The organism is Bradyrhizobium betae (assembly GCF_004123905.1).
GTDB lineage: Bacteria > Pseudomonadota > Alphaproteobacteria > Rhizobiales > Xanthobacteraceae > Bradyrhizobium > Bradyrhizobium betae_A.
In genome coordinates, this window is sequence record NZ_MZXW01000016.1 from 574,679 (window position 1) to 597,409 (window position 22,731).

At 64.6% G+C, this 22,731-nt stretch carries 18 protein-coding genes; 10 read left to right on the top strand and 8 right to left on the bottom strand.

Annotation, left to right across the window (positions count from 1 at the left end; translation table 11 throughout):
* Positions 1-168: 168 nt before the first annotated feature.
* Positions 169-828 carry a hypothetical protein gene (locus tag B5V03_RS12955; RefSeq protein WP_129270687.1) on the bottom strand — a complete coding sequence of 220 codons (660 nt, stop codon included), beginning with the start codon at positions 826-828 and terminating at the stop codon, positions 169-171.
* 370 nt (positions 829-1,198) lie between these two features.
* A complete protein-coding gene (locus tag B5V03_RS12960; RefSeq protein ID WP_129270688.1) occupies positions 1,199-3,412 on the bottom strand; it encodes a transglycosylase domain-containing protein in 2,214 nt (737 codons plus the stop codon).
* Between the two features lie 170 nt (positions 3,413-3,582).
* Here B5V03_RS12960 and B5V03_RS12965 point away from each other — a divergent pair, with 170 nt between their 5' ends.
* Entirely contained in the window at positions 3,583-4,008 is a 426-nt protein-coding gene (locus B5V03_RS12965; RefSeq protein ID WP_129270689.1) for a DUF1330 domain-containing protein, read from the top strand.
* 188 nt (positions 4,009-4,196) lie between these two features.
* Here B5V03_RS12965 and B5V03_RS12970 read toward each other — a convergent pair whose 3' ends face one another.
* The 3 genes from B5V03_RS12970 to B5V03_RS12980 all read right to left on the bottom strand — a co-directional run bounded on the left by B5V03_RS12970 (position 4,197) and on the right by B5V03_RS12980 (position 7,302).
* Complete coding sequence (locus B5V03_RS12970) at positions 4,197-5,423, bottom strand: ABC transporter substrate-binding protein (RefSeq protein ID WP_164987963.1); 1,227 nt, start codon at positions 5,421-5,423, stop codon at positions 4,197-4,199.
* A 154-nt stretch (positions 5,424-5,577) separates the two neighbouring features.
* Positions 5,578-6,804 carry an ABC transporter substrate-binding protein gene (locus tag B5V03_RS12975; protein WP_129270691.1) on the bottom strand — a complete coding sequence of 409 codons (1,227 nt, stop codon included), beginning with the start codon at positions 6,802-6,804 and terminating at the stop codon, positions 5,578-5,580.
* 135 nt (positions 6,805-6,939) lie between these two features.
* Positions 6,940-7,302, bottom strand: coding sequence for a DUF1304 domain-containing protein (locus B5V03_RS12980; protein ID WP_164987964.1), 363 nt, complete (start codon positions 7,300-7,302; stop codon positions 6,940-6,942).
* 95 nt (positions 7,303-7,397) lie between these two features.
* On the opposite strand from B5V03_RS12980, the gene B5V03_RS12985 reads away from it, so the two are divergent.
* Complete coding sequence (locus tag B5V03_RS12985) at positions 7,398-7,928, top strand: methylated-DNA--[protein]-cysteine S-methyltransferase (protein ID WP_129270692.1); 531 nt, start codon at positions 7,398-7,400, stop codon at positions 7,926-7,928.
* Between the two features lie 9 nt (positions 7,929-7,937).
* Here the strand turns inward: B5V03_RS12985 and B5V03_RS12990 are convergent, their stop codons facing one another.
* Together B5V03_RS12990 and B5V03_RS12995 are read right to left on the bottom strand one after the other, a co-directional pair.
* Entirely contained in the window at positions 7,938-8,123 is a 186-nt protein-coding gene (locus B5V03_RS12990; RefSeq protein ID WP_129270693.1) for a hypothetical protein, read from the bottom strand.
* A 35-nt stretch (positions 8,124-8,158) separates the two neighbouring features.
* The gene (locus tag B5V03_RS12995; RefSeq protein WP_129270694.1) at positions 8,159-10,951 is read right to left on the bottom strand and encodes a [protein-PII] uridylyltransferase; all 2,793 of its coding nucleotides are present in this window, start codon (positions 10,949-10,951) and stop codon (positions 8,159-8,161) included.
* Between the two features lie 188 nt (positions 10,952-11,139).
* Here B5V03_RS12995 and B5V03_RS13000 point away from each other — a divergent pair, with 188 nt between their 5' ends.
* The 6 genes from B5V03_RS13000 to B5V03_RS13025 all read left to right on the top strand — a co-directional run bounded on the left by B5V03_RS13000 (position 11,140) and on the right by B5V03_RS13025 (position 17,345).
* A complete protein-coding gene (locus tag B5V03_RS13000) occupies positions 11,140-12,111 on the top strand; it encodes an aliphatic sulfonate ABC transporter substrate-binding protein (protein ID WP_164987965.1) in 972 nt (323 codons plus the stop codon).
* A gap of 255 nt (positions 12,112-12,366) precedes the next feature.
* On the top strand, positions 12,367-13,212 hold the full coding sequence (locus tag B5V03_RS13005; protein ID WP_129271202.1) for an ABC transporter permease: 846 nt from the start codon (positions 12,367-12,369) through the stop codon (positions 13,210-13,212).
* Positions 13,213-13,229: 17 nt separating this feature from the next.
* Positions 13,230-14,015: an ABC transporter ATP-binding protein gene (locus B5V03_RS13010; RefSeq protein ID WP_129270696.1), complete on the top strand. Its 786-nt coding sequence runs from the start codon at positions 13,230-13,232 to the stop codon at positions 14,013-14,015.
* Positions 14,016-14,069: 54 nt separating this feature from the next.
* Positions 14,070-14,579: an OsmC family protein gene (locus B5V03_RS13015; protein WP_129270697.1), complete on the top strand. Its 510-nt coding sequence runs from the start codon at positions 14,070-14,072 to the stop codon at positions 14,577-14,579.
* Positions 14,580-14,614: 35 nt separating this feature from the next.
* On the top strand, positions 14,615-15,424 hold the full coding sequence (locus B5V03_RS13020; protein WP_129270698.1) for a hypothetical protein: 810 nt from the start codon (positions 14,615-14,617) through the stop codon (positions 15,422-15,424).
* Between the two features lie 244 nt (positions 15,425-15,668).
* Positions 15,669-17,345: a methyl-accepting chemotaxis protein gene (locus tag B5V03_RS13025; RefSeq protein WP_129270699.1), complete on the top strand. Its 1,677-nt coding sequence runs from the start codon at positions 15,669-15,671 to the stop codon at positions 17,343-17,345.
* 137 nt (positions 17,346-17,482) lie between these two features.
* Here the strand turns inward: B5V03_RS13025 and mutS are convergent, their stop codons facing one another.
* Complete coding sequence (gene mutS, locus B5V03_RS13030) at positions 17,483-20,221, bottom strand: DNA mismatch repair protein MutS (protein ID WP_129270700.1); 2,739 nt, start codon at positions 20,219-20,221, stop codon at positions 17,483-17,485.
* A gap of 216 nt (positions 20,222-20,437) precedes the next feature.
* On the opposite strand from mutS, the gene pcaF reads away from it, so the two are divergent.
* Complete coding sequence (pcaF, locus tag B5V03_RS13035; RefSeq protein WP_129270701.1) at positions 20,438-21,646, top strand: 3-oxoadipyl-CoA thiolase; 1,209 nt, start codon at positions 20,438-20,440, stop codon at positions 21,644-21,646.
* 180 nt (positions 21,647-21,826) lie between these two features.
* Complete coding sequence (locus B5V03_RS13040; RefSeq protein ID WP_129270702.1) at positions 21,827-22,720, top strand: dioxygenase; 894 nt, start codon at positions 21,827-21,829, stop codon at positions 22,718-22,720.
* Positions 22,721-22,731 lie beyond the last annotated feature (11 nt).

A 22,731-nucleotide genomic window follows, 5' to 3' on the forward strand; every position in this document is an offset into this window, starting at 1 on the left:
AGCGGTCACTGTCATCGCCCGCCTTGTGGCTCTTGCGCACTGGAGCGGGCGATCCAGTATTCCACCAGCAGTTATTGTTCAGCCGAGAGGCCGCCGCGCACTGGATTCCCCGCTTTCGCGGGGAATGACGGCGGAGAAGGGGTGGCATCGAACTCCGACAGCGCGCTCTCACGCACTGAGATCCGCACTTGTCCCCGGCTGCGGGCGTGACGTCAGATAGGACGATTGCTGCTGCGCCGCGGCCTTCTGTCCCTCGGCCAGCATCGCCTGGAAGGCCGCATCGAGTTGCTCGCGGCTATAGCTCGTGGACCTGCTTTCACGTGGGATCCATTGCGATTGCGTGATGGCGGTGGGAGCTTTTTCGACGGTGCCGCCAAGTCGCTCGGCGTAGCTGTCGGCCCGCCACTGCGCCAAGTCAGGTCCACTCAGGCCGGGAGGATCTTCCAGCTTGCCGACCTTTGCAGCCGCCGCGTTGGTCATCGCGGAGGACCCGCCATTGTACAGCGTAACCACCACCTTGCCGTCCACCTTCACCTGCGCGTAGGTGCTCTGCGATGCATTGTCCGCGACGACCGATTGAGGCGTGCTGGTATCGTGGGTCATCAGCCAGTTCGTTGCCATCAGATCGTGCAACACAGGATCATCCGCAGCCGATATCATTTTGACGCCTGACAGCGGCTTGACCTGCGAGACGTCGATCCGGAAGCCGCTGGTCGCTGCGTCGGTCGTATCCGACACCTCCGGCTGAAGACCCGATGCCGCATGTGACGCGGACGTCGAGGCGGGACGCAGATAAGGCAACGTCGCGCCGGATACACCTGACATCATGGAACGCTCCTTCCCACTTGCTCAACCTGTGAGAGCAATTTCCGGGCCGATGACGGGAGCTTGAAGAGACTGGTGTTTTTGCGTGCAGGGAATCGCTGCTCGCGGAGAATCCTGCCGCCATAGGCAGAACTTGCCGAAGCGGTGGGTGCGGGTTAAGCCCGAAGGCGAGACCGGAATGACAGAGGAGGGTGGCGCGCGTTTGCTCGATTCTCGCCACACTTCGCGACGATTGCGCGGCGCGCCTGATGACCCCCGCCACATCAAGCGCTTCGCACCATCCACCGCGCATCGCGCCGGATGTCGCGTTCTACTGTGCATGGGGTTGTTTTCGCGGTTTTTGTTTTGAGGCCCCGATGACCTCAGCCCGAGCCTACCGGTTCCCGCCAAACAGCCGGTCCATCAACCAGCCATCCAGCCCCGCCGCTGCCTCCGGCCGTGCATTGGCGCGCGTGGGGGGCGGGCGATAGCCGCTGTTGTTGGCCGGGGCCGGTCCGGGCGCTGCCGCTGTCGGCGGTGACACCTGCGAGGCCGCTTGTGCGAGGTTCGACAGGCCCCAGCCGCCCGGCGAGCTCGGCAAGTTCGCCACCGCCACGCCCTCGTGCGCCGTGCGCATGAAGCGCGACCAGACCTCCACCGGCAGCCCGCCGCCGGTCGCCTTCTTGGTTGGCGCGTTGTCGTCATTGCCGAGCCAGACGCCGGTGACGAGGTTGGCGGTGTAGCCGATGAACCAGGCGTCGCGGTAATCCTGGCTGGTGCCGGTCTTGCCGGCCGCCGTCCAGCCGGGAATCTCCGCCTTCTTGGCGGTGCCTGATATCAGCGTCTCCCGCATCATCGTGTTCATCATGCCGACATAGCGGGGGTCGATGACCTGGTTATGCTCGTCCGGCTGGCGCATGTAGAGCAGCTTGCCACTGAGCGTCCTGATCCGCGTCACGACATGCGGCGCCACCGTAAAACCACCATTGGCGAACGGCGCATAGGCGCCGACCAGCTCGACCACGGAGACTTCCGACGTCCCAAGCGCGATCGAGGCATTGGGCTCGAGCTTCGAAGTGATGCCGAGTCGGTGCGCGGTGCGGACCACGTTCTTCGGCCCGACCTCGAGGCCAAGACGAATGGCGACCGTGTTGAGCGACATCGCCAGCGCCTGCGTCAGCGTCACCGCGCCGAAATATTCGTGGGTGTAGTTCTCGGGCTTCCAGCCCTTGACCTCGATCGGTGCGTCCTGGCGCATGGTATCCGGCGTCAGCCCCTGCTCGAGCGCGGTCAGGTAGACGAACGGCTTGAACGAGGAGCCCGGCTGGCGTTTTGCCGTGACCGCGCGGTTGTACTGGCTGTCGGAATAGTTCCGCCCGCCGACCATGGCCCGCACCGCGCCGTCGGGCGTCATCGCCACCAGCGCGCCCTGGCTGACATTGAACTTCACACTCTTGGCCGCGAGCTCGTCGATGATGGCGGCTTCCGCCACGCTCTGCAGCTTCGGATCGATCGTGGTCTCGACCTTGATGCTCTCGTCGATCTGGCCGACCAGATCGTCCAGCACCTCGCCGATCCAGTCGGCGACGTAATTGACCGTGCCGGCGCCGGCCGGCTTCACATTGTAGGAGGGATGGCCGATCGAGGCCTGCGCCTGCGCATCGGTGATGAATTGTGCATCCGCCATCGCCGCGAGCACGATTTTCGCGCGCGCTTCCGCGCCTTCAGGGTTGCGGTTCGGCGCCAGGCGCGACGGCGACTTGACAAGGCCGGCCAGCATCGCGGCCTCGGCGACGGTGACGTTCTTCGCCGGCTTGCCAAAATATTTTTGCGCGGCAGCTTCGACGCCGTAGGCGCCGGAGCCGAAATAGACGCGATTGAGATAGAGCTCCAGGATCTCGTTCTTGGAATGCTTGCGCTCGAGCCAGATCGCGAGCTCCGCCTCCTGCAGCTTGCGCGCCATGGTGCGTTCCTGGGTCAGGAACAGGTTTTTCGCGAGCTGCTGCGTCAGCGTCGAGCCGCCCTGCGAAACACCGCGATGGAGCACGTTGGTGACGAGGGCGCGCAAAATGCCGATCGGGTCGATGCCGAAATGCGAATAGAAGCGGCGGTCCTCGATGGCGATGAACGCTTTCGGCAGATAGGGCGGCAGATCCTTCAGCGACACGTTGGCGCCGGCCATCTCGCCGCGCTGCGCCAGCATGCTGCCGTCGATGCCGACGATCTGGATGGTCGGCGGGCGCTTGGGGATCTCCAGCGACTGGATCGGCGGCAGATGGGCGCCGACATAGATCACGACGCCAATCACGGCGATCACGCCCCACAGGCTCAGCACCGCGCCCCAATAGACCAGGCGGCCGAGGCCGGCACCGAAGCGTGATTTCGACCGGCGCTTGGCGCCGCTGCGACCGGCTTGCGGCTTCCGCTCGCGCGGCGGCTCGTCGCTGGCATCCTCGGTCTTGCGCTTGGCGGATGATTTCGCGGATTTCTTGGGCTTGTCCTCGGCATTGGGAATGCGGTCCGCGGCCGTCAGGCGCAGATCGGCGAGCGCAGCAGGCAAGCCGAACAACGGCTCCTTCCGCCCACCCTTTTTCTTTCCCAACCCCATACGCAAACGCCCGGTCAGCCCGCCCCGCCGCACGCTAGCGGTCGCGGTTTAAGGCCCGGTTACCCCGGCGTTAACGCGCGATTAGGAGATGCGGCATTCGCCCGCCGCAGTTCCGCTTCTCGGGCCGCAGGGCTAGGATCGCGGCCATAAAACAAGAGGGAACACCACGCATGGGCCACGTCGATCCGACCAAGGAAATTTTCGCGCAGTTTCGGGACAGCGACCGCCCCGGTCCGATCCACATGCTCAACCTCGTACGCCTGCGCAAGGACGCGGCCTATCCCGACGGCCGCAAGGCCAGCGGCGCCGAAGCCTATGCGGCCTATGGCCGCGACAGCGGCCCGGTGTTCGAACGCCTCGGCGGCCGCATCGTCTGGCAGGGCAGGTTCGAGCTGATGCTGATCGGCCCCGCGGCCGAGCGCTGGGACCATTGCTTCATCGCCGAATATCCGAGCGTCGCAGCCTTCGTCGAGATGATCCGCGACCCCGCCTATCGCGAGGCGGTCAAGCACCGCCAGGCGGCGGTGGAAGACTCGCGATTGATTCGCCACGCCGTGCTGCCGGTCGGGAAGAACTTTGGCGAGATACCGACTTGAGCCAAGCGGCGATCTCTCTCCGTCATCCTGAGGTGCGAGCTTTCGCGAGCCTCGAAGGATGCGCGGCCACCAGCGGCGCCGTCGCCCTTCGAGGGGCCGCTGAAGAAGCGGCCACCTCAGGGTGACGGTGATGGAAGGGTAAAAATCGGCGGCCCGCGGGCCGCCGAATACGTTTCAGACATCAACCACTAACCCGCTGGACCGGCGTCCTCCAGGATCGGGCCGAACAGCTCCCAGCGCTCGCCGTTGAACTTCATCATCTGAAGCTGCTTGTTGACGCGGTAGTCGGTCGGCGAGGTGTTGGCCTTGATGCCGGGCAGCGCGATGTCGCCCATCACGTCCTTGAGGGACGCAGCCTGCTTCATGACGTTTTCGCGCGTCAGGTTGTCGCCGCACTGCTGCAGCACATGGGCGAGCAGCTGCGCGGTGCCGTAGCCGTAGGTGTTGAAGTTCGAATCCTTGTCACCGTCAGGATAATACTTCGCCATGAAGTCGAAATAGCGCTTCATGCCGGCATCATCCTTCCAGGTCGGATCGAGCGGGTCCTTTCCGTAGTTGACGCTGATGACGCCCTTGGCGGCATCGAGACCGGCGGGCTTCATCACCGCGCCGACCGAGGTGGCGTTGATGTCAACGATCTGCACCGGATGCCAGCCCATCTCGCCGATCTTCTTGATCGCCTGTGCGGCCTGCTTCGGCGTTGTTGCGCTGAAGAACAAATCGGCACCGGCGTCCTTGATCTTGAGGATCTGCGAATCGACCGTGGGATCGGACACTTCGTAGGACGCTTCCGTCACGATCATCTTGGCGGCCTTGTCGCCGAGGCCGGCCTTGATGCCGTTCAGATAGTCCTTGCCGAGGTCGTCGTTCTGGTAGAGCACGCCAATCTTGGCGTTCGGGTATTCCTTCAGAATGTACTGGCCGTAGATGCGGCCTTCGACGAAGTAGTTGGGATTGTAGCCCATCGTCCACGGGAAGTTCTTGGGGTCCGTGAACTTCGAGGCGCCGGTAGCCGCGAACAGCTGCGGCACCTTCTTGGAGTTGAGATATTTCTGCACGGCCGCGTTCGAGGGCGTACCGATGATCTGGAAGGTCAGCAGCACCTCGTCGCTCTCGACGAGCTTGCGCACCTGCTCCACCGCTTTCGGTGGCGAATAGGCGTCGTCATACTGGATCAGATTGATCTTGCGGCCATTGATGCCGCCCTGGTCGTTGATCATCTTGAAATAGGCGAGCTGGGTCTTGCCGATCGACGCATAGGCCGACGCCGGTCCGGAGAACGGCACGGTCTGGCCGACCTTGATCTCGGTGTCGCTGGCGCCCGGATCATATTTCTTTTGGGCATTGGCCGCAGAGACCGACAGCGCCAGGGTCAGCGCCGTTGCCGTGGCCAGATGCAGAATTCCATTCCTCATTCGCCGTTTCCTCAGCTTGTTATTGCAGGTGATCGATCCGGCTGGACGTCACCGCTGAGGCCGAGTGTGGAGGAGGCGTTGCTGCAACGCAAGGTGGGCGTTCGTAGGGTGGGTCACGCTGACGCTAACCCACCCTACGAGATTCGTCCTTGAACTAACCCGCCGGGCCATTGTCCTCGATGATCGGTCCGAACAGCTCCCAGCGTTCGCCGTTGAACTTCATCATCTGCATCTGCTTGTTGACGCGGTAGTCGTTCGGCCCGGTGTTGATCTTGATGCCGGGCAGCGCGAAGCTCGGGGTGAAATCCTTGATATTGGCGACCTGCTTCATCACGTTCTCACGCGACAGGTCGTCGCCGCACTGTTTCAGCACCTGCGTCAGCAGTTCGGCCACCGAATAGGCGTAGGTGTTGACCGTGTTGAGCTTGTCGCCTTCCGGGAAATACTTGTCCATGAAGGCGAAGAACGCTTTCACGCCCGGATCGTCCTTCCACTGCGGATCACTCGGCTCCTTGCCGTATTGGGTCGAGATGATGCCCTTGGAGATGTCGAGGCCGGCCGGCTTCAGCGTCGCCGAGATCGGGCTCGCATTGATGTCGAGGATGTGCACCGGGTTCCAGCCGAGCTCGGCCACCTTCTTGATCGCCTGCGCCGCGAACTTCGGTGTCGAGGCATCGTAGAAAAGATCGGCGCCCATCGACTTCAGCTTGACCACCTGCGAATCCACCGTCGGATCGGTGACTTCGTAGGAGACTTCGCCGACGATCATGCCGGCGGCCTTGTCGCCGAGGCCGCTCTTGAGGCCCGCGAGATAGTCGCGGCCCATGTCGTCGTTCTGGTAGAGCACGCCGATCTTGGCGTTCGGATGCTCCTTGAGAATGTACTTTGCGTAGATCCGTCCTTCGGACACGTAGTTGGGATTGTAGGCGATGGTCCAGGGATAGTTTTGCGGATCGTTGAATCGCGCGGCCCCGGTCGAGGCCAGCAGCTGCGGGATCTTCTTGCCGTTGAGATATTTTTGCACGGCGGCGTTGGCGGCCGTGCCGATGATCTGGAAGGTGAAGAGCACCTCGTCGCCTTCGACAAGCTTGCGCACCTGCTCGACCGTCTTCGGCGGCGAATAGGCATCGTCATACTGGATCAGGTTGATCTTGCGGCCGTTGATGCCGCCCTGGTCGTTGATCATCTTGAAGTAGGCGGCCTGGGTCTTGCCGATATTGGCATAGACGGAGTAGGCGCCGGAGAACGGCACGGTCTGGCCGATCTTGATCTCGGTGTCGCTCGCACCGGTGTCGTATTTCTTTTGTGCGAGGGCTTGGGTGGCGGAGAACGCGAAGGCGAGCGCCGCCGTGGCAGCTAAAAAGGCTCTGCGATTGCTCATGATGGGATGTTCCTCCTGACGGAATTTTCCGGCCGACGGTCTTGTCCCGTTGCTTGCAACGGTCGCCATCGCTGCCGAAGATTGTGGAGGAACGTCAGCCGCCGCGCAAGGATCGCGGCGCTGCGCCGAAGCGTCTCAGGCGAGAAACAGCGCAACCAGCGCGATCGCCGCCGGCAGCGCCTGCACGATCAGGATTCGCGTGCTGACGGTCATAGCGCCATAGGCACCGGCCACGATCACGCAGAGCAGGAAGAACGCCTTGATCTGGAACGCGAAGGCCGGGTTGCCGTGGACCAGACCCCAGATCAGGCCGGCGGCAAGGAAGCCGTTATAGAGCCCTTGGTTGGCAGCGAGCACTTTGGTGATCTCGGCTTTCTCGGGCGTATTGCGGAATGTCTTCAAGCCAAGCGGCTTGTCCCAGAGGAACATCTCCAGGATCAGGAAGTAGGCGTGCAGCGCGGCGACCAGCGCCACCAGGACATTGGCGATCCAGATCAAGTTGAGCTCCCCCCAAAAGCGTCAGCTTTCGGGTGGACGTTAGCACGGCCGCCATGGCAAACGCGATGGGTGTGTTTCGATGCCATGGTGCCGCAATGCCCGCGCGATCAACCAAACCGTCCGTAAGCTTCGGCCTCGATCGGCTGGTGACGCCGATCGGGATCGCCTTGCTCGTCACCGATGCTGACGGTGCGCTGCGCGCGCTCGACTGGGAAGATTATGAACACCGCATGCGCGAGCTGTTGCGTCTGCATTACGGCGCGGTCGATCTGAGTGGCCGGCCTGCACCGACGGAGATGCGGACGGCGTTGTCGCACTATTTCGAAGGTGATCTCGGCCAGCTTTCAGCCATCGTCTGGCGCATCGCCGGCACGCCGTTTCAGCAAAAGGTCTGGACTGCTCTCGCGCAAATCCCTGCCGGCACCACGATGAGCTATGGCGCGATGGCCGCCAGGATCGAGATGCCCAAGGCCATTCGCGCGGTCGGCCATGCCAACGGCTCCAACCCGATCAGCGTGGTGCTGCCATGCCACCGCCTGATCGGCGCGGACGGCTCGCTGGTGAAATATGGCGGCGGCCTCGCGCGCAAGCGCTGGCTGCTCAGGCATGAGGGGGTCCAGGTCTGAACCGAAGCATCAAGTACTATGAGGGTTGATCCTCGGAGTTCCCTGTTTCCAGGCAACCCATTCCTCCGCGTCTCGAAGCGAGACGAAATCAGCGATCGGAATGTCGGTAAGGTCGGCACGACGCTCGATCACGCACCATCCGCCCTGTTCGAGTCGTTGGATGATGAAAGACTCGACCGGAAGAAAATCAGCCATGGGTCAACAATCATTTTGGGACCGAGAGATTGGCCTCACGCCGCCGGTGCCGCAACCGCCTTGTCGCCGGCCATCACATGGGTCAGCGCGCTCTTGATCGCGGACTGGCGCGTCGGGGCGTTGATCTGTGCGCCCAGGAGGTCGGTTACGTAGAACACGTCGCGGGCGCGCTCGCCGAAGGTCGCGACGTGGGCGGACGCGATGTTGAGGTTGAGCTTCGAGATCGCGGTGGTCAGCTCGTAGAGCAGGCCGGGGCGGTCGAGGCCGGACATCTCGATCACGGTGTAGCGGTCGGACCATTGATTGTTGATGGTCACCTCCGGCTCGATCGTGAAGGGCCGCGCCTTGCTGCGCACGGTGCGCCGCGCCACCACTTCCGGCAGGCGCAGCTTGCCTTCCAGCACGTCCTCGATCATCTCCCCGATCCGCGTGGCACGCCGTCCCTCGTCCTCGTCGCGGTCGTATTCCCTGGAGATCGAGATCGTGTCGAGCGCGCGGCCGTCGGTGGTGGTGTAAATCTGGGCGTCGACGATGTTGGCGCCGGCCGAGGCGCAGGCGCCCGCGATGATCGAGAGCAGCCAGGGATGGTCGGCCGCGAAGATCGTGAGCTCGGTGACGCCGCGCACCTCGTCGAAGCCGACATTGATCGCGAGCTTGTGGCCGGCCTGCTCGCTGGAGCGGACGAAGCGGGCGTGGCGGATCTTTCGCGGCAGCTCGACCTTGAGCCAATAGGCCGGATAATGCCGGCCGATATAGGCATCGAGCTCGTCCTTCGGCCATTCGGCGAAGGCGTTGCGGAATTCGGCATGAGCGGCCGTCAGCCGCTTGCCGCGATCGACCTCCGAGAAGCCGCCGGTCAGTACCGGCTCGGTCTCGTAATATAGCGAACGCAGCAGCTGCGCCTTCCAGCCGTTCCACACGCCCGGACCGACCCCGCGGATATCGGCGGTGGTGAGGATCGTCAGCAGCTTCATCTGCTCGGTCGACTGCACCACGGCGGCGAAATTCTCGATGGTCTTGCGGTCGGACAGGTCGCGCGACTGCGCGACCGTGGACATCGTCAGATGCTCCTCGATCAGCCAGGCCACGAGCTCGGTGTCGGCAGGGCTGAAGCCGAGCCGCGGGCAGAGCCGCCGCGCCACCTTGGCCCCGGCGATCGAGTGGTCTTCCGGCCGGCCCTTGGCGACGTCGTGCAGGAGCGTGGCGATGTAGATCACGGAGCGGTGCTCGGGCCGGATCTTGCGCATCAGGTCGCTGGCGACCGTGAATTCCTCGATGCCGCCGCGCTCGATGTCCTGGAGGAAACCGACGCAGCGGATCAAATGCTCGTCGACGGTGTAGTGATGATACATGTTGAACTGCATCATCGAGACGATCTTGCCGAAGGCGCGAATGAAATGGCCGAGCACGCCGGTCTCGTTCATCCGCCGCAACACGATCTCGGCGTTGTCGGAGGTCAGGATCTCCATGAACAGACGGTTGGCTTCCGGATTCTCGCGCATCTGCGCGTTGATCAGGCCGAGCGAGCGCGTCACGTCGCGCATCGCATCCGGATGGAAGGCCAGGTTGTTCTTCTGCGCCAGGCGGAAGATTCGGATCAGATTGACCGGATCGTGCTTGAAGACGTCGGGCGCCGCGACGTTGATGCGGTTGTTGTCGACGATGAAGTCGTCGCTGTCAGGCACGCGCCGCTTCACGGCAGTCGGGCGCAGCCGCGCCATCATCCGGCTCAGCACCGGCGCCGGCTTGGCCTGCTGGTCCTCGAGCTTGGCGCAGAGGATGGCGGTGAGGTTGCCGACTTCCTTGGCGACCAGGAAGTAGTGCTTCATGAAGCGCTCGACGTCCTGCATGCCGGGATGCGAGGTGTAACCGAGCCGGACCGCGATCTCGCGCTGGAGGTCGAACGACAGCCGTTCCTCCGGCCGTCCGGAATAGAAATGCAGATTGCAGCGCACCGACCAGAGGAAATCGGCGCAGCGGCGGAAGGTGCGGTACTCCTGCGCGTCGAACACGCCGCGTTCGACCAGCTCGTCGGTGTCGCGTACGCGATAGACGTATTTGGCGATCCAGAACAGCGTGTGCAGGTCGCGTAGCGCGCCCTTGCCGTCCTTGACGTTGGGTTCGACCAGATAGCGCGACTGGCCGCCGCGGCGGTGGCGCTCCTCGCGCTCGGCGAGCTTCGCCGTGACGAATTCGGATGCGGTGCCCTGCACCACTTCCTTGTCGAAGCGCTCGACCAGCTCGTCATAGAGCGGCTGGTCGCCGGTGAGGAAGCGCGTCTCCAGGATCGCAGTGCGGATCGTCATGTCGCCGCGCGCCTGCCGGATCGATTCATCGACCGAGCGTGTGGCGTGGCCGACCTTCAGCCCCATGTCCCAGAGGCAGTAGAGGATGGCCTCAGCCACCTGCTCGCCCCAGGCGGTCTGCTTGTAGGGCAGGATGAACAGCAGATCGATGTCGGATTCGGGAGCCATCAGGCCGCGGCCATAGCCACCGGTCGCGACCACCGCCATCCGCTCCGCGCCGCTCGGGATATGCGAGCGGTAGAGATGGCGCGTCGCCGCCGAATACAGGATGCGGATGATTTCGTCCTGGACATGACACAGCCGCTCGGCGCAGCGGCGGCCGTGACGGTCCTTCAGCAGGATCGCTTGTGCTGCGGCGCGTGCTGCGATCAGCTCGGCCTTGAGCATTTGCGCCATGGCGGTGCGGAACGCGTCCTCGCGGCCCTCATGCTTTTCGGCAAGCGCATCGACCGCGGCGGTGATCCGCGCGGTGTCGAAGCGATCGTCCACCTCTGGCTTATGTTCAGTCGCGACGCTGTCCATGCTTCACCGGATATAAGAGGTGACAGGCGCTGTCACCCGCCATTCGCTGGCAATAGTCGTTCCATGCTGGAAAAGGGCGGCCTCGGGCAAAGTTGTTCTCAGGCAACCCGCTTTCAAAGGTGGGATTTTCTCGTTGATTTCTAGGTATAACTCATTGAAAAACAATGAATTTTTTGAGGAGGCTGGGCATGACGAACATTACACGACGCATTCTGTTGGCGGGAGCGGTTGCGCTCGCCATGACCCCCGCGGCAAAGGCAGCGGACCCGCTCAAGGAAATCCGCATCGACTGGGCGACCTACAATCCGGTGTCGATGGTCCTGAAGCAGAAGGGGCTGCTGGAGAAGGAGTTCGCCAAGGACGGCATCACCGTCACCTGGGTGCAGTCGGCCGGCTCCAACAAGGCGCTCGAATTCCTCAACGCCGGCTCGATCGATTTCGGCTCGACCGCGGGCTCCGCCGCGCTGGTCGCCCGCATCAACGGCAACCCGATCAAGTCGATCTACGTCTATTCGCGTCCCGAATGGACCGCGCTGGTGACAGGTAAGGATTCCAAGATCGCAAGCGTTGCTGACCTCAAAGGCAAGCGCGTTGCGGTGACGCGCGGCACCGATCCGCACATCTTCCTGGTGCGCGCGCTGCTCGGTGCCGGCCTCACCGAAAAGGACATCACGCCAGTGCTGCTCCAGCACGCCGACGGCAAGACCGCGCTGATCCGCGGCGACGTCGATGCCTGGGCCGGTCTCGATCCCATGATGGCGCAGGCCGAGGTCGAGGAGGGCGCAAAACTGTTCTATCGCAAGGCCGACGCCAACACCTGGGGCATCCTCAATGTGCGCGAGCAGTTCTTGAAGGATTATCCGGACGCCGCCCGCCGCGTACTCGCGGTGTACGAAGAAGCGCGAAAGTATTCGCTGGCGAATTACGATGATCTCAAGAAGACGTTCATCGCGGTGACCAAGCTGCCTGAGGCCGTCGTCGACAAGCAGCTCAAGGAGCGCACCGAGCTCACCCACAGCCGCATCGGCGCACCCCAGCGCGAGTCGATCCTCGCGGCGGGCCTTGCGCTCCAGCAAGCCGGCGTCGTCGACGCCAAGGTCGACGTGAAGGCGACGCTGGATGCCCTGATCGACGACCAGGTTCCGCTGCCGACGAATTAGTAAGAGGCACGCCGGCGCCGCAAACTCCGCCGTCGTCCCGGGGCGCGAAGCGAACCCGGGATCCCCGGCGCGAGCGCTTGCGCTCGTCGCCATAGCCACAGGGAGCGGTTTGGGGCAAAGGTGGTCACCCCGAGTCCCCGTAGTCATATCTGCCTGTGGTTATGGGTCCCGGATCTGCGCTTCGCTCGTCCGGGACGACAGCGGTGTTTGCTGCGCTCGCTTGCATTCCCTGACCAGACGCGCTTCCTACCGGCCATGATCTCCGACGCGCCAGTCCTGCAACAAACCTCGGAACCGGCCGACAGATCTGCTGCGCCCTCGCGGCTGTCGCGCTATGCGCGGCCTCTGCTGGGCGTGCTGTTGCCATTGATCCTCGCCGCCGGCTGGGAGCTCGTGGTCTGGTTCGGCTGGTCCAACGGCCGGCTGGTGCCGCCGCCCTCGCGCGTCCTTGCCGCCATCGCCGACCTCGCCCGCTCCGGCGAACTGGTCCGCCACATCGCCGCAACGCTGTGGCGGGTCGGGCTCGGCTTCGCCTTCGGCGTGGTCGCGGGCACGCTGCTCGGGGCCATCTCCGGTTATTGGTCGCTGGCGCGGCGGCTGCTCGATCCGACCGTGCAGGCGCTGCGCGCGATCCCGTCGCTCGCCTGGGTGCCGCTGTTCATCCTCTGGCTCGGCATCTTCGAGACGTCCAAGATCGCGCTGATCGCGGTCGGCGTGTTCTTCCCGGTCTATCTCGGCGTGATGGGCGCGATCCTCTCCGTCGATCGCAAGATCGTCGAGGTCGGCCGCACCTTCCGCCTCTCCGGCTTCGCGATGATCCGCCGCATCCTGCTGCCTGCGGTCCTGCCGGCCTATGTCGTGTCCCTGCGCGTCGGCCTCGGCCTCGGCTGGATGTTCGTGGTCGCGGCCGAATTGATCGGCGCCTCCGAAGGCCTCGGCTATCTCCTGCTCGACGGCCAGCAGCTCGGCAAGCCCGCGCAGATCCTCGCCGCCATCGTCATCTTCGCCATTCTCGGCAAACTCACCGACTGGCTGATCGAAGTCGGCGCCGCGCCGTTCCTGCGCTGGCAGGACGCCTTCGGGCGCGCCAAAGAAACTTGACAAGGGAGCGTAACGCGATGCTGGCGCTCGACCGGGTCAGCAAGACCTATCCCAACGGCGTGCAGGCGCTGGCGCGCTTCTCGGCCGAGATCAGGCAGGGCGAGATCCTCGCCATCATCGGCGGCTCCGGCTGCGGCAAATCAACACTGCTCCGCGCCATCGCCGGTCTCGACCGCGCCAGCTCCGGCACGGTGACGCTCGACAGCGAGGCGATCGCTTCGCCGCACTCAAAAATCGGCATCATCTTTCAGGAGCCGCGGCTGCTGCCCTGGCTCAGTGTCGCCGACAATATCGGTTTTGGTCTCGCCGATCTGCCCGCGGCAGAGCGGCGCGAGAAGGTGGCGCGCGCGCTCGAGCGCGTCGGCCTTGCCGACAAGGCGCAGGCCTGGCCGCGCGAGCTTTCCGGCGGGCAGGCGCAGCGCGTCGCGATCGCACGCGCGCTGGTGCCGCAGCCCGAGGTGCTCCTGCTCGACGAGCCGTTCTCCGCGCTCGATGCTTTCACCCGCAGGGATCTCCAGGACCATCTGCTCGATCTCTGGGCCGACACGCGCCCGACCTTGATCCTCGTCACACATGACGTCGACGAGGCCGTGGTGCTGGCCGACCGCGTGCTGGTGATGCGGCCGCGGCCGGGCCGGCTGTTCGACCAGATCGAGATCAATCTGGGCCGGCCGCGCGACCGCAATTCGCCGCTGTTCGAGAATTTCAAGCGAAGTGTGCTGACGTCACTCGACCGTTCGCTCGACCGCAGCGTGCCCGACCGTGACGCAACCCAGGGTCCCGGTCAGGCCATGTGGTGGTGACAATTCGCCCTTGAGCCGGTACATCGAGAGGCGATTTTTCCGGGAGAGAACAAGATGGACGCCGCAGAATTGCGCCAGATGCAGGCCCCGATCAAGGAACGCTACAAGACCGATCCCAAGACCGCGATGATCACGCTGAAGGCCAAGGGCTCGACCGACAGCGAAGGCATCGCCTGCAAGGTCGAGACCGGCCGCGCCATCGCGATGGCAGGCCTGCATCCTGCGACCGGCGGCTCCGGCCTGGAGCTTTGCTCCGGCGACATGCTGCTGGAGGCATTGGTCGCCTGTGCCGGCGTCACGCTGAAATCGGTCGCGACCGCGGTCGAGATTCCGTTGAAGACCGGCAACGTCTATGCCGAGGGCGATCTCGATTTCCGGGGCACGCTCGGCATCGACAAGGAGACCCCGGTCGGCTTCGCCGAAATTCGTCTCCGCTTCGAGGTCGACACTGATGCGCCGCAGGACAAGCTCGATCTGCTGCTCAAGCTCACCGAGCGCTATTGTGTGGTCTATCAGACCATCAAGAATGGCCCGAAGGTCTCGGTGTCGATGCAGCGGATGTGAGTCTCTTACCCTCCAGAGGAGGGTGAGAAGAAAAAATGTCCCTCGACCTCCACTTCATCCTCTTCCTCCTCCTGCGCATGGCGATCGCGGCGGCGTTCGTCGTGACGGCGTCTGTTATCACCGAGCGCTCGGGCCCCGTGATCGGCGCGCTGATCGCGACCCTGCCGGTGTCGGCCGGTCCGTCCTATGTCTTCCTCGCGATCGACCACGACGCCGCCTTCATCGCGCAGGGCGCGCTGGCGAGCCTGCCGATCAACGCGGCGACGATTTTCATGTGTCTGACCTATGTCATGCTGGCGCAGCGGCGCGGCATGCTGGTGAGTTGCGCTAGCGCGTTCGCGGTCTGGATCGTTCTGGCCTCGATCATCCGCCAGTTCGACTGGTCGCTCACCGCCGGACTTGCCGCCAATCTGATCGCGTTCGGCATCTGCATTCCGCTGCTTGCGGGCTACCGTCACGTCAAGATGCCGCTGGTGGCGCGCCGCTGGTACGACGTCCCGATGCGGGCCGTGCTGGTCGCAACGCTCGTCGCCATCGTGGTCTCGACCTCCAGCTGGGTCGGCCCCCGCATCAGCGGCATCATCGCGATCTTTCCGGTCGTGTTTTCCAGCATGATGGTGATCCTGCATCCACGCATCGGCGGTCCGCCGACCGCCGCCGTGCTCGCCAACTCCGCCTGGGGCCTGCTCGGATTCGGCACGGCGATCGCCGTCATGCACGTCGCGGTGGTGCAGTTCGGTTCCGCCATTGGTCTCTGCCTTGCGCTCGGCACCTGCGTCACCTGGAACCTGACGCTGTGGGGGATCGGCCGGCGTGCGATGCACAAGGCGCGGCAGGCGTCGTGAAATTGCGGACGCCTCCGCTGCCGAATTTCGATACGTCCGTTAGAACTTTATTCGATCTTTTCTTTTACGAATTATTGCGTGCCCGTCTCGGCTCCATCCGTGCGTCATGATGACGAATTTGGCGATTTGATCGCTCCGGACCCGCGGGATTGTGGATTGGAATACGGCGACTCCGCCGCGCGGTTGCAATTCCTGGTTAGATGGGCGTGTCCCATCGGCGTTATTTCGAGATGGAGATTCTTTGATGTTTGGTCGTAAGTCCCGCGGTGATGCGGACGCACAGCTCGCTGCCATCGGCCGCTCGCAGGCGATGATCGAATTCAAGCTTGATGGGACGATCATCACGGCCAACAAGAATTTTCTCGATGCCCTCGGCTATCGGCTCGACGAAATCCAGGGCAAGCATCACTCCATGTTCGTGCCGGCCGACCAGCGCGACAACGCGGAGTACAAGGCGTTCTGGGCCGCGCTGAACCGTGGCGAGTATCAGGCGCGCGAGTTCAAGCGGATCGCGAAGGGCGGCCGCGAGGTCTGGATCGAAGCATCCTACAATCCGGTGCTCGACGGCGATGGCAAGGCGGTGATGGTCGCCAAGATTGCGACCGACATCACTGAGAAGAAGATCCGGAGCATGACGGACGCCTCGAAGATCGCCGCCAACAGCCGCGCCCAGGCCGTGATCGAATTCAAGCTCGACGGCACCATCGTCACCGCCAACGAGAATTTCTGCAAGGCGCTCGGCTATTCGCTCGCCGAGATCCAAGGCAAGCATCACAGCCTGTTCGTAGCCGAGGCTGACCGCAACGGCACGGCCTATCGCGAATTCTGGGCTGCGCTCAACCGGGGCGACTACCAGGCCGGCGAGTTCAAGCGGATCGGCAAGGGCGGCCGCGAGGTCTGGATCCTCGCCTCCTACAATCCGCTGCTCGACGAGAACGGCAAACCGTTCGGCGTCGTCAAATATGCAACCGACGTCACCGCGGAGAAGCTGAAGAACGCCGATCTCGCCGGTCAGATGTCGGCGATCGACAAGGCGCAGGCCGTGATCGAGTTCAACATGGACGGCACGATCATCACCGCCAACCCCAACTTCCTCGCCACGCTCGGCTATTCGCTGGCCGAGATCCAGGGCAAGCACCACAGCATGTTCGTCGAGCCCGGTGAGCGCGACGGTGCCGGCTATCGCGAGTTCTGGGCGGCGCTCGGCCGCGGCCAGTACCAGGCGGCCGAGTACAAGCGCATCGGCAAGGGCGGCCGGGAGGTCTACATCCAGGCCTCCTACAACCCGATCCTCGATCTCAACGGCAAGCCGTTCAAGGTCGTGAAATACGCCACCGACACCACGCGGCAGGTGCTGGTCCGCATGGGCAACGAGCGCGTCCGCGGCATGATGGAATCGGTCGCTGCAGGCTCCGAGGAGCTGAACGCCTCGGTGCGCGAGATCTCTGCGGCGATGACCAAATCGCGCGAGACCGCGATGAGCGCGGTGGATCAGGTCGCTTCTGCCGACGCCCAGGCCCAGCGCCTCACCGAGGCCGCGCAGTCGATGAGCGGCATCGTCGAGATGATCAACAGCATCACCGGCCAGATCAATCTGCTGGCGCTGAACGCCACGATCGAATCCGCCCGCGCCGGCGAAGCCGGCCGCGGCTTTGCCGTGGTTGCGTCCGAAGTGAAGAGCCTCGCCAACCAGGCCAAGCAGGCAACCGACAAGATCGGCCAGGAGATCGGCAGCCTTAACGGCATCTCCGGCGACGTCGTCAGCGCGCTCGGCTCGATCAAGCAGGCGATCAACAATGTCAGCGAATACGTGACGTCCACGGCCGCCGCCGTCGAGGAGCAGAGCACGGTCACCAACGAGATGTCGACCAGCATGCAGCGCGCCGCCGCGGAAGCGGCCGCGATCGCGGCGAGGGCGTAGCGAAGCGCACAGGAATCGTAGGGTGGGTTAGCCCCGCAGATGCGCGAAGCGCATCTGCGGGGCTAACCCACCATGCTTCCACGATTGCAGGACGAAGTTGGTGGGTTACGCCTTCGGCTAACCCACCCTACGGCATCCTACTGCTTCGGCAGCTTGGCCTTCAACGCATACAGCGCATCGAGCGCTTCGCGCGGCGACATCTCGTCGGGGTGCAGCGCCTTCACGGCCTCCATCAAGAGCTCGGCTTCGCTCGGTGGCGCGGCTTCCGCGGCGGCGCGCGAGGGGACGGCGAACAGCGGCAGATCGTCGGCCAGCGCGCGTGCGGTCTGGCCTCGGTCCTGGGCCTCCAGTTTCGCCAGCACGGATTTGGCGCGCGTGATCACGGCCGGCGGCAGGCCGGCGAGTTTTGCCACCTGGATGCCGTAGGAACGATCCGCCGAGCCCGGCAGCACCTCGTGCAGGAACACGACGTTGCCCTGCCATTCCTTGACGCGCACCGTCGCGTTGAACATCCGCGGCAGTTTGGCCGAGAGCGCGGTCAGCTCGTGATAATGCGTTGCGAACAGCGTGCGACAGCGATTGCTTTCGTGCAGATGCTCGATCGCGGCCCAGGCGATCGAGAGGCCGTCGAAGGTCGCGGTGCCGCGGCCGATTTCATCCAGGATCACCAGCGCGCGCTCGCCGGCCTGGTTGAGGATCGCGGCGGTCTCGACCATCTCCACCATGAAGGTGGAGCGGCCGCGGGCGAGATCGTCGGCGGCGCCGACACGCGAGAACAGGCGGTCGATAATGCCGATCCGCGCGCGCGTGGCGGGCACGAAGCTGCCGATCTGTGCCAGCAAGGCAATGAGCGCGTTCTGGCGCAGGAAGGTCGACTTACCCGCCATGTTGGGGCCGGTCAGCAGCCAGAGCTGGCCGGACTTTTGCGCAGGTCCCGGCGACAGGTCGCAGGCATTGGCGATGAAGGGCTCGCCATTGCGCTTGAGCGCCTGCTCCACAACGGGATGGCGGCCGGCCTCGATCGCGAAGCCGAGCGATTCATCCACGTCCGGCCGCACATAATTGTCGTCGACCGCAAGTTTTGCGAGTGAGGTCGCGACGTCGAGCAGCGCAAAGGCATGGGCGGCAGCGCGCAAATCGTCGCTGATATCAAGCGCCTTGGCTGAAAGCCGCTCGAAGATTTCAAGCTCGAGCCCGAGTGCGCGGTCGCCGGCATTGGCGATCTTGGCCTCGATCTCGCCGAGCTCGGAGGTGGTGAAGCGCACCTGGCCCGCCAGCGTCTGGCGGTGGATGAAGGTCGCGTTCAGCGGCGCGGACATCAGCTTGTCGCCGTGCTGCGCGGTGACCTCGACGAAATAGCCGAGCACGTTGTTGTGGCGGATCTTGAGGCCCTTCACGCCGGTTTGGTCGGCGTAGCGGGCCTGCATCGAAGCCACGACGAGACGTGAGGCGTCGCGCAGGCTTCGCGTTTCGTCGAGCGCGGGCTCGTAGCCCTGGCGAACGAAGCCGCCATCGCGCTTGATCAGCGGCAGTTGGTCGTCGAGTGCGCTGGCAAATTCTGCCGCGAGTTCGCGCGACGGTCTTTGCAGCGCCGCCATCACCGTTGCGATCTCGTACGGCGGCTGGTCGAGCTCGGAAAGTCGGGCCAGCACCTGGTCGGCAGCGATGATGCCGTCGCGCAGGCCTGCGAGGTCGCGCGGTCCGCCGCGGCCGACCGAGAGACGGGCCAGCGCCCGCGACATATCGGGCGCGCCACGCAAAATGCTGCGGATGTCTTCGCGCGCAGCCGAGTCCGAAACGAAGGCGCTGACGGCATCGAGCCGCCGCGCGATCGCCGGCGCATCCGTCAGCGGCGCCGCGAGCCGCTGCGCGAGCAAACGCGAGCCGGCCGAGGTCACCGTGCAGTCGATCGCATCGAGCAGCGAGCCGCGGCGTTCGCCCGCAAGCGTCCGCGTCAGTTCGAGATTGGCGCGTGTGGCCGGATCGATCGCCATGGTCGCGCCGGAGGCTTCGCGTGCCGGCGGCGACAGCGGCGGGTGCTTGCCGACCTGGGTGCGATCGACATAGGTGACGGCGGCGGCAGCAGCCGTGGCTTCCAGCCGCGTCAGCTGCGCCAGCCCGTCCATGGTCGCGACCGCAAAATAGTCGCACAGCCGCTTTTCGGCGGTGGCGCCGTCGAAGACGTCTCGGGTCACCGGCGTCACGGCCGGCAGCTCGCGCAAGGTCTGGGCGAGCTCGTTATCGCTGTAGAGCGCGTCGGTGACGATCGCTTCGTTCGGGTTGATGCGTGCCAGCGTGGCGGCGAGCTCACCGCTCGAGCATTCCAGCACGGTGAATTCGGCGGTCGAGATGTCGATCCAGGCAAGACCAAAGCGGTCGCCGCCGCCGGAGGCGCGGGCGCGCGCGACCGCCAGCAGGTAATTGTTGGCGCGCGCGTCGAGCAGCGTGTCCTCGGTCAGCGTGCCCGGGGTGACCAGCCGTACCACGCCGCGGCGGACCACGCTCTTGTTGCCGCGCGCTTTCGCGGCTGCGGGATCTTCGGTCTGCTCGCACACGGCGACCCGGTGGCCGGCGGTGATGAGCCGATGCAGGTAATCCTCGGAGCGTTCGACCGGCACGCCGCACATCGGGATGTCGGCGCCCTGATGCTTGCCGCGCTTGGTCAAGACGATGCCGAGCGTTTTCGAGGCGATCTCGGCGTCCTCGAAGAACAGCTCGTAGAAATCGCCCATCCGGTAGAACAGCAGCAGGCCTTGATGCGCCGCCTTGATCTCCAGATATTGTTCCATCATCGGCGTCACACGCGCGGCAGCTTCCGCAGGCGGGGTGGGCGCTTCGTCAGGGGGCGGTACGGGTATCGGCTGTTGCATGGTCATGGGCGGCGCAACCTACAAAATTTCGGCACCTGCTCCTATCGCTTTGGCCGGGGAGGGGAGGTTTTCCACGTTGTCCGCACCGCGGCATGCGTTGCCGGCGTGCGCACCCCTCGGAACGCGCAAGAAACCGTCAATTGACCTGCCGCGGGCGCCCTCCTAAAACTCCGCCGACATTGAAGAATTTTGGCCGAACCGCGGCATTCAGGGAGAACAACGATGCGTGACGTCTTTATCTGCGATGCCGTGCGGACCCCGATCGGCCGTTTCGGCGGCTCGCTCGCAAAAGTGCGCGCCGACGATCTGGCCGCCGCGCCGATCAAGGCGCTGATGGCAAAACACCCCAATCTCGACTGGGCGCAGGTGGACGAAGTCTTCTTCGGCTGCGCCAACCAGGCCGGCGAGGACAACCGCAACGTCGCGCGCATGGCGCTGCTGCTGGCGGGCCTCCCGGACTCGGTTCCGGGACAGACCCTGAACCGGCTCTGCGCCTCCGGCCTCGACGCGGTCGGTGCGGCCGGTCGCGCCATCCGCTCCGGCGAGATCGAGCTGGCGATTGCCGGTGGTGTCGAATCCATGACCCGTGCGCCCTTCGTGATGGGCAAGGCGCAGGAAGCGTTCTCGCGCTCCGCCGAGATTTTTGACACCACCATCGGCTGGCGCTTCATCAATCCGCTGCTGAAGGCGCAGTACGGCGTCGATGCGATGCCGGAAACCGGCGAGAACGTCGCCGAGGAATTCCAGGTCTCGCGTGCCGATCAGGATGCCTTCGCCATCCGCTCGCAGCAGCGCGCCGGTGCCGCGATTGCGGCCGGCTATTTCGCGGAAGAAATCACGCCGATCGTCATTCCCGGCGGCAAGGCCGGTCCCATCACGATCGACAAGGACGAGCATCCGCGTCCCGAGACCACGCTGGAAGCGCTGGCAAAACTGAAGCCGATCGTGCGGAATCCCGGCACGGTCACCGCCGGCAATGCGTCGGGCGTCAATGACGGCGCGGCCGCAATGATTCTCGCCTCGGAAGCCGCGGTGAAGAAGCACGGTCTGACGCCGCGCGCGCGCATCCTCGGCCTTGCCTCGGCCGGCGTGCCGCCGCGCATCATGGGCATCGGCCCGGTGCCGGCGACCCGCAAGCTGATGGAGCGTCTGGGTAAAAAGATCAGCGATTTCGACCTGATCGAGCTCAACGAGGCCTTCGCCTCGCAAGGCATCGCCTGCATGCGCCAGCTCGGCGTTGCCGATGACGCCGATTTCGTCAATCCGCATGGCGGCGCCATCGCGCTCGGCCACCCCCTCGGCATGAGCGGCGCGCGCCTCGCGCTCACCGCCGTGCACGGCATGGAAAAGCGCGGCGGCAAGCTCGCGCTCGCCACCATGTGCGTCGGCGTCGGCCAGGGCGTGGCCGTTGCGATCGAGAGGCTGAATTAACGGTCTATCCTCTCCCTCTCCCCGTTCTTACGGGGATAGGGGTGGGGTGAGGGGCCTCTCTCCGCAGATGAGATGACCGTGGGACCTGTACCCCCTCACCCGGAATTTGCTGTCGCAAATTCCGACCTCTCCCTGCAAGCGGGGCGAGGTGAAGAGCCCGCCGACAGCTGGGAGGCAAGCATGATCATCGCGCGCGAGCAGGACGTCACGGCGGCCGCACTGGCGGTGATGGAGCGGACGTCCGATCCGCGGATGCGGCAGATCATGGTCTCGCTGGTCAAGCATCTGCACGGCTTCGTCCGCGATGTGCGCCTGACCGAGAAGGAATTCCGCGACGCGACCGCGATCATTGCCGAGCTCGGCAAGCTCTCGACCGACACGCATAACGAGGTCGTGCTGATGGCGGGCTCGCTCGGCGTCTCGCCGCTGGTGTGCCTCCTGAACAATGGCGATCAGGGCAATACGGAAACCGATCAATCGCTGCTCGGTCCGTTCTGGCGATTGAACTCGCCGCGCGTGGAGAATGGCGGATCGATCGTCCGCTCGGAAACACCGGGTGCGCCGCTGTTCGTCAACGGCCTCGTCGTCGACAAGGACGGCCGTCCCGTCGCTGGCGCGGAGGTCGATGTCTGGCACGCCTCGCCGGTTGGCCTCTACGAAAACCAGGACCCCGATCAGGCCGACATGAACCTGCGCGGCAAGTTCACGACCGATTCCGATGGGCGCTTCGCCTTCCGCTCGGTGATGATGATCGGCTATCCCATTCCGACCAACGGCGTGGTCGGCCGCCTGCTCGAGGCGCAGAGCCGGCATCCCTACCGTCCCGCGCATCTGCACGCCCTGATCTTCAAGCCCGGCTTCAAGGTGCTGATCTCGCAGGTCTACGATCCCAACGATCCCCATATCGACAGCGACGTCCAGTTCGGCGTGACACGAGCGCTGATCGGCGAGTTCGTGCGCCACGAGACGCCGCATCCGACCGCGCGTGACGTTTCGACGCCCTGGTATTCGCTCGGCCACACTTACCGGCTGGAGGCCGGCGAGGCCGTGTTGCCGCGTGCGCCGATCAAGTAGGAGCCGGCCAA